19 protein-coding genes and 1 pseudogene are annotated in these 18,773 nt (G+C 30.8%); 14 read left to right on the top strand and 6 right to left on the bottom strand.

Annotated features, from left to right (window positions below; translation table 11 throughout):
• Positions 1-67 precede the first annotated feature (67 nt).
• Positions 68-1,057: a hypothetical protein gene (locus tag MHI13_RS21910; RefSeq protein WP_023350832.1), complete on the bottom strand. Its 990-nt coding sequence runs from the start codon at positions 1,055-1,057 to the stop codon at positions 68-70.
• Between the two features lie 110 nt (positions 1,058-1,167).
• On the opposite strand from MHI13_RS21910, the gene MHI13_RS21905 reads away from it, so the two are divergent.
• Positions 1,168-1,410 (top strand): GNAT family N-acetyltransferase, encoded by a 243-nt coding sequence (locus MHI13_RS21905; RefSeq protein WP_306299722.1) that lies wholly within the window; start codon positions 1,168-1,170, stop codon positions 1,408-1,410.
• Positions 1,411-1,905: 495 nt separating this feature from the next.
• Here the strand turns inward: MHI13_RS21905 and MHI13_RS21900 are convergent, their stop codons facing one another.
• Positions 1,906-2,253: a MerR family transcriptional regulator gene (locus tag MHI13_RS21900; RefSeq protein WP_002434548.1), complete on the bottom strand. Its 348-nt coding sequence runs from the start codon at positions 2,251-2,253 to the stop codon at positions 1,906-1,908.
• A 77-nt stretch (positions 2,254-2,330) separates the two neighbouring features.
• Between MHI13_RS21900 and MHI13_RS21895 the strand changes: the two genes are divergently transcribed.
• From MHI13_RS21895 to MHI13_RS21870, 6 genes are all read left to right on the top strand, one after another.
• Entirely contained in the window at positions 2,331-3,014 is a 684-nt protein-coding gene (locus MHI13_RS21895) for a type 1 glutamine amidotransferase domain-containing protein (protein WP_002434046.1), read from the top strand.
• 21 nt (positions 3,015-3,035) lie between these two features.
• Positions 3,036-3,701, top strand: coding sequence for an NAD(P)-binding oxidoreductase (locus MHI13_RS21890; RefSeq protein WP_064210483.1), 666 nt, complete (start codon positions 3,036-3,038; stop codon positions 3,699-3,701).
• Positions 3,702-3,704: 3 nt separating this feature from the next.
• Complete coding sequence (locus MHI13_RS21885; RefSeq protein WP_002434486.1) at positions 3,705-4,709, top strand: NADP-dependent oxidoreductase; 1,005 nt, start codon at positions 3,705-3,707, stop codon at positions 4,707-4,709.
• 8 nt (positions 4,710-4,717) lie between these two features.
• A complete protein-coding gene (locus MHI13_RS21880; protein ID WP_061054994.1) occupies positions 4,718-5,083 on the top strand; it encodes a DoxX family protein in 366 nt (121 codons plus the stop codon).
• 537 nt (positions 5,084-5,620) lie between these two features.
• On the top strand, positions 5,621-6,238 hold the full coding sequence (locus MHI13_RS21875) for a CadD family cadmium resistance transporter (protein ID WP_046308857.1): 618 nt from the start codon (positions 5,621-5,623) through the stop codon (positions 6,236-6,238).
• 18 nt (positions 6,239-6,256) lie between these two features.
• A complete protein-coding gene (locus tag MHI13_RS21870; protein ID WP_011274432.1) occupies positions 6,257-6,598 on the top strand; it encodes an ArsR/SmtB family transcription factor in 342 nt (113 codons plus the stop codon).
• A gap of 19 nt (positions 6,599-6,617) precedes the next feature.
• Here the strand turns inward: MHI13_RS21870 and arsC are convergent, their stop codons facing one another.
• From arsC to MHI13_RS21855, 3 genes are read right to left on the bottom strand one after another with little or no spacing between them, the layout of a single operon-like run.
• Complete coding sequence (arsC, locus tag MHI13_RS21865) at positions 6,618-7,019, bottom strand: arsenate reductase (thioredoxin) (protein WP_061054996.1); 402 nt, start codon at positions 7,017-7,019, stop codon at positions 6,618-6,620.
• Between the two features lie 17 nt (positions 7,020-7,036).
• Positions 7,037-8,329 (bottom strand): arsenite efflux transporter membrane subunit ArsB, encoded by a 1,293-nt coding sequence (gene arsB, locus MHI13_RS21860; RefSeq protein WP_172425791.1) that lies wholly within the window; start codon positions 8,327-8,329, stop codon positions 7,037-7,039.
• Positions 8,326-8,643, bottom strand: coding sequence for an ArsR/SmtB family transcription factor (locus tag MHI13_RS21855; RefSeq protein ID WP_011274435.1), 318 nt, complete (start codon positions 8,641-8,643; stop codon positions 8,326-8,328). Before MHI13_RS21855 ends, arsB begins: the two co-directional genes overlap by 4 nt.
• 268 nt (positions 8,644-8,911) lie before the next feature.
• On the opposite strand from MHI13_RS21855, the gene MHI13_RS21850 reads away from it, so the two are divergent.
• The 7 genes and pseudogenes from MHI13_RS21850 to MHI13_RS21825 all read left to right on the top strand — a co-directional run bounded on the left by MHI13_RS21850 (position 8,912) and on the right by MHI13_RS21825 (position 17,470).
• Positions 8,912-10,960: a heavy metal translocating P-type ATPase gene (locus tag MHI13_RS21850; protein ID WP_340762044.1), complete on the top strand. Its 2,049-nt coding sequence runs from the start codon at positions 8,912-8,914 to the stop codon at positions 10,958-10,960.
• A 17-nt stretch (positions 10,961-10,977) separates the two neighbouring features.
• On the top strand, positions 10,978-11,523 hold the full coding sequence (locus MHI13_RS21845) for a YdhK family protein (RefSeq protein WP_031869236.1): 546 nt from the start codon (positions 10,978-10,980) through the stop codon (positions 11,521-11,523).
• A 449-nt stretch (positions 11,524-11,972) separates the two neighbouring features.
• Entirely contained in the window at positions 11,973-13,148 is a 1,176-nt protein-coding gene (locus tag MHI13_RS21840; protein WP_002434568.1) for an AlbA family DNA-binding domain-containing protein, read from the top strand.
• 296 nt (positions 13,149-13,444) lie between these two features.
• Complete coding sequence (locus MHI13_RS21835) at positions 13,445-14,530, top strand: hypothetical protein (RefSeq protein WP_002469806.1); 1,086 nt, start codon at positions 13,445-13,447, stop codon at positions 14,528-14,530.
• 147 nt (positions 14,531-14,677) lie between these two features.
• Positions 14,678-16,234, top strand: a complete 1,557-nt coding sequence (locus MHI13_RS21830; RefSeq protein ID WP_002469809.1) for a type I restriction-modification system subunit M — start codon at positions 14,678-14,680, stop codon at positions 16,232-16,234.
• A pseudogene (locus MHI13_RS23520) lies at positions 16,227-16,895 on the top strand (restriction endonuclease subunit S); the annotation flags it as partial. The gene MHI13_RS21830 and the pseudogene MHI13_RS23520, both read left to right, overlap by 8 nt.
• Positions 16,896-17,035: 140 nt before the next feature.
• On the top strand, positions 17,036-17,470 hold the full coding sequence (locus MHI13_RS21825) for a restriction endonuclease subunit S (protein ID WP_275477994.1): 435 nt from the start codon (positions 17,036-17,038) through the stop codon (positions 17,468-17,470).
• A gap of 234 nt (positions 17,471-17,704) precedes the next feature.
• Here MHI13_RS21825 and MHI13_RS21820 read toward each other — a convergent pair whose 3' ends face one another.
• Positions 17,705-18,517, bottom strand: a complete 813-nt coding sequence (locus MHI13_RS21820; protein ID WP_002435014.1) for a DUF6994 family protein — start codon at positions 18,515-18,517, stop codon at positions 17,705-17,707.
• Between the last annotated feature and the right edge of the window lie 256 nt (positions 18,518-18,773).

Here is an 18,773-nt window from a genome sequence, read left to right as displayed (position 1 = left end):
TTATGAAGAAATATATTGACAAAAAAGAAGTGCCGATGAAAAATCGGCACTTCTATAATGATGGTTACTATTTTGACGTGATATAAAAATATTCAGAATCATCAAGGTTATTTTTATCGTTGTTGTTCTTTAAATGATAATTTAAAGCTTTTTTTAATTCAGAAATAAGTTTGTTGCGATTTTCTTTGGTGTACTCTGGTGGATCTACTAGCTCGCTTTGACTTAATAATCTAGTTACTAAGGATTTAGGGGCAGATGCTTGAGTTTCTTTTTTAGTTAAATACTTTGCAAGGTTTACGTCAATTTGAACACGGCATTCTTGTTCTAAATAGTCACTATAGCTATAAGATTGGGTTGCAGCTAATCTTGCATTAACTTCGTCCTTGAGTTCATCTAATTCATCCATATAGTAATTAATTATATCTATTTTTTGAGCACTGCTAACATTTGGTGCTGTTATAATATCGATAACCTTAGATTTTATACCAACTTCGATATTTGAATCGATTAAGAAATATAAATAATAATTTGTCATAGCAGTTTTATAATCAATAGGATTAGTAATTTCATTTTTTATAAAATAATATATGTTATCATTAATTTTATTTGTAGATTCTAAGTCTTTTTTATTAACGCCATTTTTTAAAAAATGGATATAATCAGAGTTATTCGACAATATATCATGTATAACAAGTTTACTATCATATTTAAATGCATAGAATTTTCCAATTTTAAAATTTTCAGAATCAATACCAAGTGCAAGACAAAACTTTTTGAAATTTGCTGAAAAGTTAGTTTTAGTTGGCACAAATAAATCATGATCTTCCCACTTTTTTGGTTTGTTTTCCTCATCTACATTATTGCATCCATCAAGAAGATATAATTCATATTTAACTATGTCATTTAAAATCATTGGATATTTTTCCTTGTTACGAGTGTAGCGTTTACTATTTAATTCCTCATAAGACTTACTTGCTTGACTCATCACTTCTTTTACGTCTTTCGTATCTATATTTTCAATTATTGATTGTAACTCACGTCCCCAATTGCTATACATTAAATCACTCATTTCTATTTTTTAAATAATTATATCTTAAGAATTGTGAATATATAGAGAGAACATAGGTTCTTGATTTGTTATAATTATTTGTATTAAGTAATTTCGTTATAAAGTGGATTGAACAATATATTGCAGGTCTTTTTATTACAGATAATTACCGTAATAAAGGTATAGGAAGGTTTTTATTGGAAAGATTAAAAAGCGATTATAATGTACTTAATTTACATGTAAATGAGAAGAATGAAGGAGCCATTCGTTTTTATACAAAACATCAATTTGAAATACGATCTAAGGAATTTGAAGTAGAAACTCAAGAATATGAATATTTTATGAAATGGGATAGTAATTGAAATTACAAAAGTACCAATAAGTAATTTTATGTAAAAAGATAACAAATAATATACTCTATTAAGTCTTACAACTTGAGAGAGCTTTTTGTATATATTAAGCATTTATGCTACTAGTTGATATTAGATGTAAAGTATTTATAGTAGTAATATATCGTTTTATCTAGCTGTACGAAAAATCAATTACAAAAAACCCCATCAACAACCGATAAGCAGAACTCGTCAAGAGATGTCAGATAAGATAGTTTTAGTACTCTGTAATTTTAGGTATAAGGTATATTATAACCGTTTTAGCCTATCCATCCATCGCCCACTCATTCTATTCTAGCTTATCCACCCGACGCAATTTTCTGACTCATTCCAGCTTTGCGTATCCACCTATCGCCTTTACATACACACTTCATCTTTAAAATCTAAAATTTCCTTATGCTTATTCATTAACTATTCCTCCATACTCTTCTCATCGTTCTTTTAATTCACACACTCCCTTTTCCCTCGTCACTCAGTCATGGCAGTTTGTAATTTTTGTTCAATTAAGTCGATATGTGTACTGATCAAATTCCGTTGTTCATTCAAGAATTCTAGGTGTGCGCGTAACACGCTTGGGACATCTATTTGGTTTTGATAAAGCATGTCTGTGTTTTTTCGGATTTCTTTTAATGGCATATTCAAATTGCTTAAGCACTGGATAAATTTAATCATTTCGATATCGTCGTCTGTGTATAAACGCTTGTTATTGCTATCTCTGTCGATGTGTTTTAAGATACTCTTTTTCTCGTAATAACGCAGTTTGCTTTTAGGTATATTGCAATAATCTGAGACATATTCAATGTAATATTGTTTCATGTAAGCATATCCTTTCTCTTAAACCAAGGTTTAACTGATATTGTATTCTATATAAACATGAATGAGGAGGAAAGACAATGAAAAAGGCTTTAATTGTTGTAACAAACATTGCGAAATACGATAATTTAGAAAGACCTACAGGTGCGTGGTTCTCAGAGGTTACGCACTTTGCGAAAGATTTCTATGACGCAGGTTATGATGTTGATTTTGTAAGTCCGAATGGTGGGTATGTGCCTCTTGATCCTATCAGTCTTAGCCCTGAAATGATGGGAGCCGAGGACTGGGAATACTACACGGATCATGATTATATGAATAAATTTGGACAAACATTATCTCCAAAAGAGGTTAATCCTAGCGACTATCAAGCCATTTACTTTGCAGGTGGACATGGTGCGATTTGGGATTTAAGAAATAACAAAGAACTAAACGACATTGCGCTAAGTATTTACAATAACCAAGGCGTTCTCTCTTCTGTATGTCATGGTGCGGCTGGTCTACTCGATATTAAAGAAAATGGCGATTATCTCGTTCGTCATAAAGATGTGACTGGTTTTACAAATAGTGAAGAACAAGCAAATGGTACAACTGAATACATGCCATATTTATTAGAAGACGAATTTATTAGTAACGGTGCACATTTTAAAAAAGAGGCTGACTGGAGTAATTTTGCAGTCGTAGATGGTCGCATTGTCACTGGTCAAAATCCCCAATCAGGACATGCAGTTGCTGAAAATGCTTTAAAAATCTTAGCTAATCAATAATTTTATAAAGGAGCGATACACATGAAATCATTAATTATCGGTGCTAATGGTGGCGTCGGTCAACATCTCGTACGTAAACTGAAAGCAAGAGATGTTGATTTTACTGCCGGTGTTAGGAAAGAAGAACAAGTTGAAGCTTTAAAAGCAGATGGTATCGATGCAACTTACATTGATGTCGCAAAACAATCTATTGATGAATTAATAGAATTATTTAAATCGTATGATCAAATCCTTTTTTCCGTCGGTTCTGGTGGGAGCACAGGTGACGATCAAACAATCATTGTAGATTTAGACGGTGCAGTGAAAGCAATTAAAGCAAGTGAACAGATCGATCATCAACACTTTATTATGGTATCAACGTACGACTCACGCCGAGAAGCGTTTGATGCGTCAGGCGACTTGAAACCATACACCATTGCTAAACATTATGCGGATGACTACTTAAGACATGCAAATTTAAAATATACCATCGTGCATCCAGGCGCTTTAACAAACGAACATGAAACGCAACAATTCAATATGAGTGCGCAATTTGAAAATGTACAAAATCCGTCTATTACAAGAGAAGATGTAGCAGAAGTGCTTGTTTCTGTATTAACTGATGAAGTATTACAAGGTCACGAATTCCAAATCATCAATGGTGATTTGGAATTATTAGATGCAACGACTAAATATCTGGAGGAATAATAAATGAATAATCAACAAGTTGTACTTGCAAAACGACCACAAAGTATCCCTCAAGACGATGTATTTAGATTTGAAACAATAGAAACTCGAGAACCACATGCAGGTGAGGTTCAAGTAGAATCCATTTATGTATCTGTAGATCCTTACATGAGAGGCAGAATGAATGATACAAAAAGTTATGTTCAACCTTTCCAAGTGAATGAGCCATTACAAGGTCATATTGTTGGAAAAGTCACACAATCGAACGATGAACGTCTATCTGTCGGCGATTATGTCACAGGCATATTACCATGGAAAAAGATAAATACAGTGAATGGAGACGATGTGACCCCTGTGCCATCAAAAGATGTACCATTACATTTATATTTGAGTGTTTTAGGCATGCCGGGAATGACAGCCTATACAGGATTGCTTCAAATTGGTCAGCCACAATCTGGCGAGACGGTTGTCGTGTCAGCTGCATCAGGTGCAGTAGGCTCTGTCGTAGGACAAATTGCTAAGATTAAAGGCGCAAAAGTTGTCGGTATTGCTGGTGGTAAGCAGAAAACAACATATTTAACAGATGAATTAGGATTTGATGCGGCCATTGACTATAAACAAGATGATTTCGCACAGCAACTCGAAGCGGCTGTACCAGATGGTATTGATGTGTATTTTGAAAATGTTGGCGGCGCAATTTCTGATGAAGTGTTTAAATACTTAAATCGATTTGCACGCGTTCCGGTATGTGGTGCAATTTCAGCATATAATAATGAAAAAGACGATATTGGACCACGTATCCAAGGAACGTTGATTAAAAATCAAGCATTGATGCAAGGTTTTGTAGTAGCACAATTCGCTGATCATTTTAAAGAAGCAAGCGAACAACTCGCACAATGGGTGTCTGAAGGTAAAATTAAATTTGAAGTGACGATAGATGAAGGTTTTGACAATTTACCTTCTGCATTTAGAAAGTTATTCACAGGAGAGAATTTTGGTAAACAAGTTGTCAAAGTCGCTGAAGAATAGAGAAGACTATGAAAAATATCATCGTAAGATTCATATTTAGTTTACTGTTTTATAAAAGTGGTGTTTCACACTTTAAAAATAAAGATATGTTTTTAAAAATCGTGGCGTCCTATTTACCTTTCAAACACGCAATAGTTAAGTGTTCGGGCATATTAGAATTTATAATTGTTTTTTATGTACTCGGTGCTAAAAATAGATCACGCGTAAGAAAAGTAGTACAAGGATTCCTTTGGCTCGTATTTCCTGCAAATATTTACGCTGCACGTAAGAACATCTCTTATAAAGATGAAAGAGATAGAACAGATAGTGTTAAGCAGCATGTCATTCGTTTACCATTACAATTTGTCATGGTCGCACTTGCGAAACTATTATAAGACTTATCATAGCCACGCCTGGAACATTACTTTTGTTCCAGGCGATTTTTTAATATTTACACTTAAAATCGACGTATATCAAATGATTCTCTTGACAACGCTTATGTGCTCTTTGTTTAAATAAGCTCATATCAGACATTTACTTTTCAATTTTTCTATAGTGATAAGCTTCTAAATTAAGAAAAGCATAAGTTAATTTGCGTGTATGAGTGTAAGAATAAATAAAATAATTATATTTTCATATAATTATTATGTGGCATTGTACCATTAATGTAATAATGTGGCCTGTAAGACAAATATGAGGAAGGTTCTATAAGGTGCTTCTTATTATTGAAATTGTTAAAAAAACAAAATGCAATGAACTGACAAATTAAAATCGCTTTAAGTCGTATTCTCAAAGAATCTATAAATCACTCGTATATACACAGCCCCTTACTATCAGTTAAAGTGTCACTTTTCGGTTCTAATATTTATTATTCATAAGATATGCAATATATGATACAATTCATTCAAATGTATATTTGAATGAGGTGCTCTATGGTTCAGACTATTATAACTGCGGCAATACTTTATATTGCAACTGCGGTAGATTTATTAGTGATTTTATTAATATTTTTTGCTAGAGCAAAGACTAGAAAAGAATATAGGGATATTTATATAGGTCAATATTTAGGATCGATTATCCTCATATTAGTCAGTTTATTTTTAGCTTTTGTGTTAAATTATGTTCCAGAGAAATGGATATTAGGTTTATTAGGTTTGATCCCCATCTACTTAGGTATAAAAGTTGCTATTTATGATGATTGTGAAGGCGAAAAAAGAGCAAAAAAAGAATTAAACGAAAAAGGTTTGTCCAAATTAGTAGGAACTGTTTCTTTAGTGACAATTGCAAGTTGTGGTGCAGATAATATTGGTTTATTTGTCCCTTATTTTGTAACATTGGATATTGTTGAATTACTGACTACCTTAATTGTATTTTTAGTTTTAATTTTCTTTTTAGTATTCACAGCACAAAAACTAGCTAGAATTCCTGGTGTGGGTGAAATTGTTGAGAAGTTCAGTCGTTGGATTATGGCTGTTATCTACATAGCATTGGGCTTATTTATTATTATTGAAAATGAAACCATACAAACAATATTAGGATTTATATTATAAATTAAGGTGTGACTTAATATGAGTAACAATAAAATTTGTGACGTCATTTGTGTTCATGAGGAAAAAGTGAATTATGCTTTAAGATTTTTAAAAGAAGAAAAAACTCAACGGCTTATCAATACATTATTAAAGATAAGTGATGAGAATAAGCTGAAAATTATATTAGCTCTAATTAAAGAGAAAGAATTATGTGTTTGCGACTTATCTATAACATTAGGTTTGAGTATAGCTTCAACATCACATCATTTGAGAGCGCTGTATAAAAGAGACGTGCTGGATTTTTACAAGGATGGGAAAATGGCATACTATTATATCAAAGATATAGAAATGAAATCATTATTAATAAAATGTATGACTTAAATATAAAGAAACGCTCACATTAAACGAGCGTTTCTTTGAATTCTTGTATTCTTTTTCCAATTTCATCTCTAACACGTTGAAATTCTGGCCATTCTTTTCCTGCTGGATCATCAAAGCCCCAGTGTTCTTTTTTAACATTAGGTGGTAATATAGGGCAATTATCGTCTGCATCACTACATAATGTTACGACCAAATCTGATTGTTTTAAAATATCACTATCAATCAAATCTGATGTATGGTTTGAGATATCAATATCCACTTCTTTCATAGCTTCTATTGCTTTAGGATTAACACCATGCGTTTCTATACCAGCAGAATAGACATTCCAATCTTCACCCAATATTTCCTTTCCCCAACCTTCAGCCATTTGGCTACGACAAGAGTTACCAGTACATATAAAATAAATTGTTTTCTTATCCATAATTAAAGCCTCTTTTCTTAAAATATGATTAGTGTAAGGTATAAACCTAAGAGTGTTACAAATAGGACTGGAATAGTAATGATAATTCCAGTTTTAAAGTATGTTCCCCACGAAATTTTCACACCTTTTTGTGTTAAGACATGTAGCCACAATAATGTTGCTAAAGAACCAATCGGTGTTATTTTAGGTCCTAAATCAGAACCTATGACATTCGCATAAACCATACCTTCTTTAATTGTTCCAACTACATTCGATTGTCCGATAGCAATTGCATCTATTAAAACTGTAGGCATATTATTCATAATTGATGATAACAAAGCAGATATAAAGCCCATGCCCATAACACTACTGAATAGTCCATAACTTGAAATATTGGATAATGCATCAGCTAAAATTGTGGTGATGCCTACGTTTTTCAAGCCGAATACGACTAAATACATACCAATTGAAAATAGGACAATATTCCATGGTGCACCTTTAATTACTTGTTTCGTATGCACAGCTTCGGAATTGCGAGCTAACAGTACAAAGATAAAAGCAATAATACCAGCAATAATTGATACAGGAATTTGGATAAACTCGCTAACAAGATATCCAACTAGTAGTACTGCTAATACTATCCATGAAAGCTTAAATAACTTAGAATCTTTAATTACACTTTTAGGATCTGATAGATTTTCTGTATCGAACGTTTTAGGTATGGATTTTCTGAAATATAGCCATAATACAACAATACTTGCAAGTAAAGAGAATAGATTGGGAATCATCATGCGACTTACATATTCAATAAATCCAATATGGAAGTAGTCAGCAGAAACGATATTAACCAAATTACTTACAATTAGTGGAAGAGACGTAGTATCTGCAATGAATCCACTTGCAATGATAAAAGGAAAAATGACTTTTTGATTAAACCCTAAATTTCTTACCATAGCGAGCACGATTGGAGTGAGAATTAATGCAGCTCCATCGTTCGCAAAGAAAGCTGCTACAATAGCGCCTAACAACATAATGTAGACAAACATTTTAAACCCATGACCATTTGAAGCTCTGACCATATGTATAGCTGCCCATTCGAAAAATCCAATTTCATCTAAAATTAATGAAATGAGTATAACAGCGACAAAGGTTAACGTCGCATTCCAAACAATCCCTGTAACTTCAATAACATCCGAGAGACTGACAACGCCTGTAATAATAGCGATGATAGCACCAAACAATGCTGTAATACCAATATCTAACCCCTTAGGTTGCCAAATAACAAACATGAGAGTTAAAAGAAAAATAATAATCGCTAGAATAGTCATTATGTACATTCACCTGTCTTTATCTTTTTACACATACATTGTTGAGTAGGAGAGCTAATATAAGTTAATTCATTGTTGATTGAATCTAAGGACTTATGATTAAGTCGGTACATGCGCTTAGTACCGTCTTTTCGTGTAGATACTAATTCATTATCTACTAGAATTTTCATATGATGACTTAATGTAGGTTGTGAAAATTGAAAATACGCTAATAAATCACAAGCACATAATTCACCGCAAGATAATAAGTCTAATATTTCTAATCGACTTGGATCCGATAAAATTTTTAATTGTAATGATAGTTCCTTATAAGACATATGGATGTCATCCCTCCTTTATTATAGATTATCATCTATATAGACAAATATCTATATAGATAATACTTTTTGCAATAATACATTTAATTAAAACCTTGTTTTAAACATCGATGACAAGGTCTAATGTAGGACGTGGAGACATCATTTTCGGAATGATATAAATAAATCCATAAATGGAGATAAATCGAAAATGTTTATACCCCTAGGGGGTATGTGTTATAGTATAAGTATAGCTAATATAATATTTTCATAAATAGGAGGGGTTAATTTGAATAATAATGGTGAAGAGCATAATCATCAAAATCACATGAATCATTCCAATCACATGCATCATGATAACCATGCCTCACATCATCATAGTGGCCATGCACATCATCATGGAAATTTTAAAGTTAAGTTTTTTGTTTCATTAATTTTTGCAATACCTATCATTCTTTTATCGCCAATGATGGGTGTTAACTTACCTTTTCAATTCACATTTCCAGGTTCTGAATGGGTAGTGTTAGTATTAAGTACAATTTTATTCTTTTATGGTGGTAAACCGTTCTTGTCTGGTGGTAAAGATGAAATTGCTACAAAAAAACCAGGCATGATGACCTTAGTTGCCCTAGGTATTTCAGTAGCTTATATTTATAGCTTGTATGCTTTTTATATGAATAACTTTAGTAGTGCAACTGGTCATACAATGGACTTTTTTTGGGAATTAGCAACCTTAATTTTAATTATGCTATTAGGACATTGGATAGAAATGAATGCTGTCGGAAATGCTGGAGATGCTTTAAAGAAAATGGCAGAACTGTTACCTAATAGTGCGATTAAAGTTATGGATAATGGCCAACGCGAAGAAGTTAAAATATCAGACATCATGACTGATGATATCGTCGAAGTAAAAGCCGGAGAAAGCATTCCAACAGATGGTATTATCGTTCAAGGACAAACATCTATAGATGAATCCCTAGTCACTGGAGAATCTAAAAAAGTACAAAAAAATCAAAATGACAACGTCATCGGGGGTTCTATTAATGGGTCTGGAACAATACAAGTCAAGGTTACAGCTGTGGGAGAAGATGGATATCTTTCTCAAGTTATGGGACTTGTTAATCAAGCACAAAATGATAAATCTAGTGCTGAATTGTTATCTGATAAAGTAGCGGGTTATTTATTCTACTTTGCTGTAATTGTTGGCGTGATTTCTTTTATTGTCTGGATGCTCATTCAAAATGATGTTGATTTTGCATTAGAACGTCTTGTAACTGTGTTAGTCATTGCTTGTCCACATGCTTTAGGCTTGGCAATACCTTTAGTCACTGCACGTTCGACTTCAATTGGTGCACATAATGGTTTAATTATTAAAAATAGAGAGTCTGTAGAAATAGCTCAACATATCGATTATGTAATGATGGATAAAACTGGTACTTTAACTGAGGGTAACTTTTCTGTGAATCATTATGAGAGCTTTAAAAATGATTTGAGTAATGATACAATATTAAGCCTTTTCGCCTCATTAGAAAGTCAATCTAATCACCCATTAGCTATAAGTATTGTTGATTTTGCGAAAAGTAAAAATGTTTCATTTACTAATCCACAAGACGTTAATAATATTCCGGGTGTCGGATTAGAAGGTCTAATTGATAATAAAACATATAAAATAACAAATGTCTCTTATCTTGATAAACATAAACTTAATTATGACGATGACTTGTTTACTAAATTAGCTCAACAAGGTAATTCAATCAGCTATTTAATTGAGGATCAACAAGTCATTGGCATGATTGCTCAAGGAGATCAAATTAAAGAAAGCTCAAAACAAATGGTAGCTGATTTACTATCAAGAAATATTACACCAGTCATGCTTACAGGTGATAATAATGAAGTGGCACACGCTGTCGCAAAAGAATTAGGTATTAGTGATGTCCACGCACAACTCATGCCAGAAGATAAGGAAAGCATTATAAAAGATTATCAAAGTGACGGTAATAAAGTCATGATGGTCGGAGACGGTATCAACGATGCGCCGAGTCTTATAAGAGCCGATATTGGTATAGCAATTGGTGCAGGCACAGATGTTGCAGTAGATTCAGGTGATATCATACTTGTTAAAAGTAATCCATCAGATATTATTCATTTCTTGACCCTTTCAAATAATACTATGAGAAAAATGGTGCAAAACTTATGGTGGGGTGCAGGTTATAATATTGTTGCTGTACCTTTAGCAGCTGGTATTTTAGCATTTATCGGCTTGATTTTAGGTGCTATTTTAATGTCACTAAGTACGGTTATCGTTGCAATTAATGCCTTTACATTAAAATTAAAATAAAAGATAGGAGTTTTATTATGATTAAAAAATTATTTTTTATGATATTAGGATCATTACTAATATTATCAGCTTGCTCCAATAATGATGAAAAAGATAAAGACACTAATGACCAAAAAAGTGAGAGCCATATGAAGCATAATGATGAAAGTAAAGTTCCTGAAGATATGACATCGACTAATGAGGGTGAATTTAAAGTAGGAGATAAAGTAACGATTACAGCAGGACATATGCCAGGTATGAAAGGTGCAGAAGCTACTGTAAAAGGTGCGTATAAAACATATGCCTATGTTGTAAGTTATAAACCCACAAATGGAAATGAAAAAGTAAACAATCATAAATGGGTCGTAAACGAAGAGATCAAAGATGCACCTAAAGATGGATTTAGTAAGGGCGATACTGTTAAATTAGAAGCAAGTCATATGTCTGGTATGAAAGGTGCTACAGCCAATATAGATAACGTGAAAAAGACGACTGTTTACGTAGTTGATTACAAATCCAAAGATAATGGTAAAATCATTAAAAATCATAAATGGATGACAGGAAATGAACTGAAAGCACGATAAAAATCTAGTTCTAGATTGAGAAATAAATAGATATAAAGATATCCTCCTTAATCAATAATTTAAATAACTTATTATTGTTAAGGAGGATATTTTTTAGTGTGTAAATTAAAAAGAATTTTAGAAGAATAACATTTATCAAAAAACTGTTCATTACCTTATTAAATGAAATTATATAATTAAAAACCGCATCATTAACCGATACGCAGAAGCATACCACAAATAAAATTAAAGCTTATGTTGCTCGTAAGATATTTTTCAATCATACTTGTTATTTTGATATTAAGGTTTATTGGAAATATTTATGAAATAAAAATAAAAAAGTAAAGATGAGAATTCATTTTAAAAATTATATTTATATTATATGTTTGATTTGAAGAAGAGCATGAAAAATCTAAAAGTATATTGTAAAAGTTTAACTTAAAACCATTATAATTAAAGAATATTAGGAGATGATTAATATTAATACAAAGGAAATTTGGGATAATAAATTAGCAGAAGATCAAAAGCTTGAATATAAACAATATTTTTTTACTAATGGTAAATTTAGTGATATCCCTGATAAAGCAAAGAATAAGCTACTACAAGTTATAAGCTCCTTTGCCAATTCTATGGGAGGCAAAATTATTTTAGGAATAGGGGAAGATGATAATCATAATCCTAATAAACTTATAGATGTAGGAGTAAATGAACAAACTTTGGAAATGTGGGAACAATCATTTAGGCAGTATATCAGTAGTAAAATTAAACCGGTTATTTATGGAATAAAAGTCAGTCTAGAGATAGTTGAAAATGTTAACCTTCTTAGAATAGATGTACCTATGAGCTTAGTAAAACCACATGCTATTAACAATGGTAGCAGAGATGATTTATATATAAGATATGGAAATATGACAACACCGATGTTATATGAAGATATTCGTAATGCTTTTGATGAAAAAACAATAACCGAGAACAAAATAATCAACTTTAAAAATGAGAGATTGGGTATGCTTTTAGGAGGAGAGATTGCTAGTGAAATATATAAAGACACAGCAATGGTTATTCATATAATTCCTGAAACTAGCATAAAATTAAATAGTTATACAAATTTAAGTAAGGCTGAGGATAACCGTAAATTAGATGTCTTTAGTCCTTTATCTGATAGTATTATGAGACGCGGATTAGTAAGCTATAATATGGATGGTCTTTTAATTTCTCACGAATCTTATAATAAAATTGGAGCATATACACAAATGTTTCATAATGGAAGTATAGAAATTACTGAAATAAGAATGATGAACCTGGATAACCAAAATAGTGATAAGAAGTATATATATAATTGGATAAAGCTTGAAAAATTACTGTTTGAAAAATTACATGATTTTATAGAAGTAATGGGTGAACTTGAAATACCAAAACCGTATATTGTATTTGTGACATTGTTAAACACTAAAGGTAAGCAAAGTTTAGGTGATTTTGAAACTTACCCAAGTAAGCCATTTAGCAGAAATATTATTCACTCAATGCCTGCATATATTAACGAAGAAGAAAATTATCAAAATTCAATGTATCCATTGCTTACAAGTCTCTCAAATGCATTTGGAATGAAAAATTCTAAGGTTTTTAAAGAAAAAAGTGTTGAATAAAGTCATTTAGGTTGAGACAAACTATTAATAATAGAAAATTATTGATAAATATTTATTATATTAAACTGAGTTGATGTATAGAATAAGATATTTTGATGTAAATGAAACTTAAAATTTAATTTTTCATAGAGGTAAAGAATCTCTTAATGATATTGTAAATAATATTGAAGTTAAATTTTGAAAAGAATGTGCTTATTAATGAATAGAAATAGTGAAATATCTATAATACAAAATATGAAATGACTTTTTATGTTAATCTTTATTATTGATATTATATTTAATGGAGATGAAGTTGAGTGAATATTAAACCATTATACATTGTTTTCTCTTTTATATGGATTTTCATTCTAGGATTAATAATTGACGGCCCACCTATCTTTACTATGATTTACATATTTTTAACAATTTCCATTCTACTTTTTATAAATATCAAAAATAAGAAATTACAAACCTACTTTTCAAAAGTATATCAAGATCGAAAAAATACTAACCTGCTCAAACATTGGGTAATATTAGATGATAAAAAACAAAATCATAAAAAAGTAGTTAGAAAATATTTTGAAAATTTGAACAAGATAATGTATGTATCTAGCCTCTTTTTAATAATCGCTATGTATCTTCTTTTAGAAGTACTAACTATAATTCAACCAATGGCAAACGCTTTGCTAATAGTGATTTTAATTATTTTTTTATACTGTTTAATACAAACCGTACTATATAGATTTCCAAGCTTTATCACTTTTATAGTACCTTTCATTTCGCTTTCAATTGTATATTCGCTTTACGATAGTAAAATAATTGAAAGCCTAATTCTATTGAAAATTTTATTTACTTTATTTTCTATAATATCTTATGGCATTATATGTTTTTGTGCACAACCTTACATCATTAGAGATTTACATAAAAATCAATTATTCATCAATGGTTTACCAAATATAGTTTTATTGATTATTACGTTTGAAATAAATAGTATAGAAAAACCTCCACTTAACTTTACTAAAGACCCTAATTTTTCAAAATATCCTAATGAAATGCAAAAGCTCCTTTCAAATCAGGAATTTGTGAATAAAATAAGAGATATTTTTTATCAATTTCAAATGACTAAGATTACTTCTGAAATAACAACAGATATTCTTATAATTAGTATTATAATTTTTACATATAGTGCTTTGTTGAATATAAAAATAAGATATGATACTAAAAAAGCTAAAAAGTTACTTACTAGTGTCAGAGTGAAAAGTGTTAAATCTCAAAAATTCTGTTATAAAGACTTCCAAAAAATTAGCTATTATGGTGGTTCATACTATGAGGATCAACTTTTTGCCTTACCAGGTGTTTATAAGTTTATTTATGATATTGAAGTAAATGAAGAGAAATTCTGAGATACTTTTTAATAAATGTAATTGCTAAGTTAGGTGGGTGTTCCCACTTAACTTATTTTATTTTGTGCTATAAAATTATAAATAAAAGACAAAATAAGTGGACAGCTATTTATTTATAGATTTCGTACTAAATGGAGGGAATGTGCAATGACTACATCAGAGAAGCAACGTCAACAACAAGCAGAACTACAAAAGAAATTATGGTCCATTGCGAATGACTTACGTGGGAATATGGACGCCAATGAATTTAAGAATTACATACTCGGACTCATCTTCTATCGTTTCTTAAGTGAAAAGGTTGAAGAACAATCTGAGCGATTACTTGCAGAAGATAATATTACATATTCAGAAGCAATGAATAATGAGGACTATCGTCCTATTGTTGAGAAAGAATTAATTCAACGTATTGGTTTCGTCATTGAACCGGAAAATTTATTTAGTAATTTAAAAGCTAAAATTGAAAATCAAACATTCGAAATTGAAGACTTAAGCAATGCGATTAAAAATGTTGAGAACTCTACACGTGGTCACGAGAGTGAAGATGACTTTATTCATTTATTCGATGACATGGATTTGAACTCCAGCCGATTAGGGAATACGAATGCAGCTCGTACGAAATTAATTGGGAAAGTCATGATGAATATTTCTACATTACCATTCGTGCATAGTGATTTAGAAATCGATATGTTAGGCGATGCATATGAGTACTTAATCGGTCAATTCGCGGCTAGTGCGGGTAAAAAGGCTGGTGAATTCTATACACCTCAACAAGTATCAACGATACTTGCGAAGATTGTCACAGATGGTAAAGAAGATTTAAGAAGTGTATATGACCCTACATGTGGTTCTGGATCATTACTCTTACGTGTGGGTCGAGAAGCTAAAGTACGTAACTATTATGGTCAAGAATACAATAGTACAACTTATAACTTAGCTCGTATGAACATGTTACTTCACGATGTGAACTTTAAAGCCTTCCAAATTGAAAATGGCGATACCTTAGAAGATCCAGCGCATCGAGGTGAACAATTTGATGCGGTGGTCGCCAACCCACCATACAGTGCGAAGTGGAGTGCTGAACCTTCATTCTTAGATGATGAACGTTTTAGTGATTACGGCAAACTTGCACCTAAATCTAAAGCAGACTTTGCATTTATTCAACATATGATTTATCACTTAGAAGATGAGGGTACAATGGCGGTTGTTCTTCCACATGGTGTTCTATTCCGTGGCGCAGCCGAAGGCACAATTCGTAAATATTTAATCGAAGAGAAGAATTATTTAGACGCCGTGATAGGCTTACCTGCCAATTTATTCTTTGGGACAAGTATTCCAACGTGTGTCCTAGTCTTTAAAAAGTGTCGTCAAGCAGATGATGATGTGGTATTTATCGACGCTTCCCAATCATTTGAAAAGGGTAAAAATCAAAACCACCTTACAGATGAAGATGTAGAAAAAATCGTCGAAACATATAGTCAAAGAGAAACAATAGATAAATATAGTTATGTAGCAAGTTTAAATGAAATTAAAGAGAATGATTATAACCTCAATATCCCAAGATATGTAGATACTTTCGAAGAAGAAGAACCAATCGACTTAAACCAAGTGCAGCAACAACTCAAAGACATCGATAAAGACATCGCTAATGTAGAGTCAGAAATCAACGAATACCTTAAAGAACTAGGAGTGTTGAACAATGACTGAACAAAATACTCCAGAACTAAGATTTCCAGAGTTTAAAGAAGAATGGATTAAACAGAACATAGGAAATTATTTGGTCGAATACAAAAAATATGGTTCTCAGAATGAAACTCATTATCCTGTAGCAACCTCTTCTAGAAGAGGCTTATATATGCAAAATGAGTACTTTGAAGGTGACAGAGAATTTGCAAAAAAAGATGTCTTGTACAGTATTGTTCCTGTTAATTATTTTACTTATAGACATATGAGTGATGATAATATATTTAAATTTAATATTAATACATTTAATATTCCAATTCTCGTAAGTAAGGAATATCCTGTTTTTACTATCAACAATTATTATTCTCACAATTTTATATTTTATGAATTAAATAATAATAATCGATTTGAAAAATTTTGTAGAATGCAAAAAAAGGTGGAACACGTACAAGACTTTATTTTAAAGTACTTAAAGAATATAAAGCGTTTTTTCCAAATTACCAAGAACAATCAAAAATAGGAGATTTCTTTAGCAAACTCGACTACCAAATTGAGTTAGAAGAAGAGAAACTTGAACTTTTAGAACAACAAAAGCGTGGGTATATACAAAAGATTTTTTCTCAAGAGTTAAAATTTAAAGATGAAAGAGGGAACAATCATCCTAGTTGGAAAGAAATGAAATTAATGGAATTTCTTTCTGTTATAGATGGTGATCGAGGTAAAAATTATCCTACTAAAAATGATTTTATGGAAAATGGGCATACACTTTTTTTAAGTGCAGCAAATGTAACTTAACAAGGCTTTTCTTTAAATCAAAGTCAATATATTACTAAAGAAAAATCAAACTCTATGGGGAAAGGAAAATTAAATATAAATGATGTAGTACTGACTACAAGAGGATCTATTGGAAATGTTTTTCTGTATAATGAGAAAATTACTAAGAAAAAACCATTTGTAAGAATTAACTCAGGTATGCTAATTCTTAGAACAGAAGACTATATTAAGTCGTTTTTTATAACAAAATATTTAGCTTCACCATTAGGAAAAAAACAAATTGATTTACTTAGCTTTGGTTCTGCACAACCACAATTAACTAAGAAAGATATAGAACTATATAAAATAAAACTTCCTGTAAGACAAGAACAAAAACAAATCAGTTTATTCTTAAAAAAAATAGATAAAATAATTGAAAAACAATCTTCTAAAGTCGAATTATTAAAACAACGTAAACAAGGCTTATTACAAAAGATGTTTGTGTAATTCTGATAAATACCTATTATGTTAACTAAAAACGAAATTAAAATATATAGAAAAGGATTTTATTTTTCCAATATTAAGTGATAATTTTAAAGCATTAAAATTTAAGTTTTTAGAGTAAGAAAGAGAAAAAATAGACGAGATCTTAGATGAATTAATTAATAATAAATATTAGTAAATAATCACAAAAACTAAAAGAGCATTCCTCATTGTAAAGTGAAGGATGCTCTTTTAATTTTATACATAATAATCATACATCAAGTCAGCATGGGTAGGAGATAATTCTTCGCCACATCCTTTAATATACTGAAGTATATTCGTAATGTAATTTTTATCAATTTCAATTTTTTGTGGAATGTCTTTTAAACAATGTGATAAATCACATTTATAAAGTATGGATAAGTCAATAACTTCATATTCTAATGTGTTGGGGTGTCTATATACGAAATAGTTTAATCTCATGCTATCTATAAATTGATTGAATGAGCCAAACGACATCAGCCATTTTCGGGTTGCCTCTTGATCGTAAGCTTTTTGTAACTTTAGATTAGTTTCATTAGCGTAAAATAATTTAATATCAAATAGCGCATAATCAATTCTATCTTTTAATAAAGTACCTCTAAGTTGATTGAGAGAATTTTTCTGAACTGGAAAGGCTAAATGCCCCATTCTACTACCTCTAATAAGTTCAAAATCTTCTAACCATTGTTTGTTACCATTTCTATATTGGAAAAGTGGTTTCCATCCAATAATTGCATCTAGACTACATTTTTGATTATTAATACTAAGATAGTATGGATCATCAATGTCTTGTGGCTCTTGTAATTCATTATAAAAATCCTGCATTTCAGCTACGAGAGCTTTATCTACGCCATCAGGATCCACATATATAGCCTCAATTAAAGATTTAAGTTTGCGTGATGAATTATCTTTTTTTAGTTTATTGTTTTCCTGATAATATGCTGCGTCCTCTTTTACTATTTTCCAAAAGGTACTTTTATATAATGATTTAATTAAATAAATATCATTTTGATATACGTACTGCTTCATTAATTTACCCTCTACTCTTAAAATTTATATGTATAGAGTATATTATTTTATCAGTTTAACATTTTAAGCTCTATTCACTTATCAAAATTTTTATCATTTTTTCTTTTATTAGTGATTTCTTTAATTATTTTCGGTTGTAGGATGATTAAATTAGTATAATATGACAATAAATATAGTATAAGGGCAATGAATTTTTAATGTAATTTGCATTATAATAATAATATAATTTTTATCTTAAGAATTGGGGTAATTTGAA

Source organism: Staphylococcus sp. FSL K6-0223, from assembly GCF_038008285.1.
This window is presented reverse-complemented; position numbering and strand designations above follow the sequence as displayed.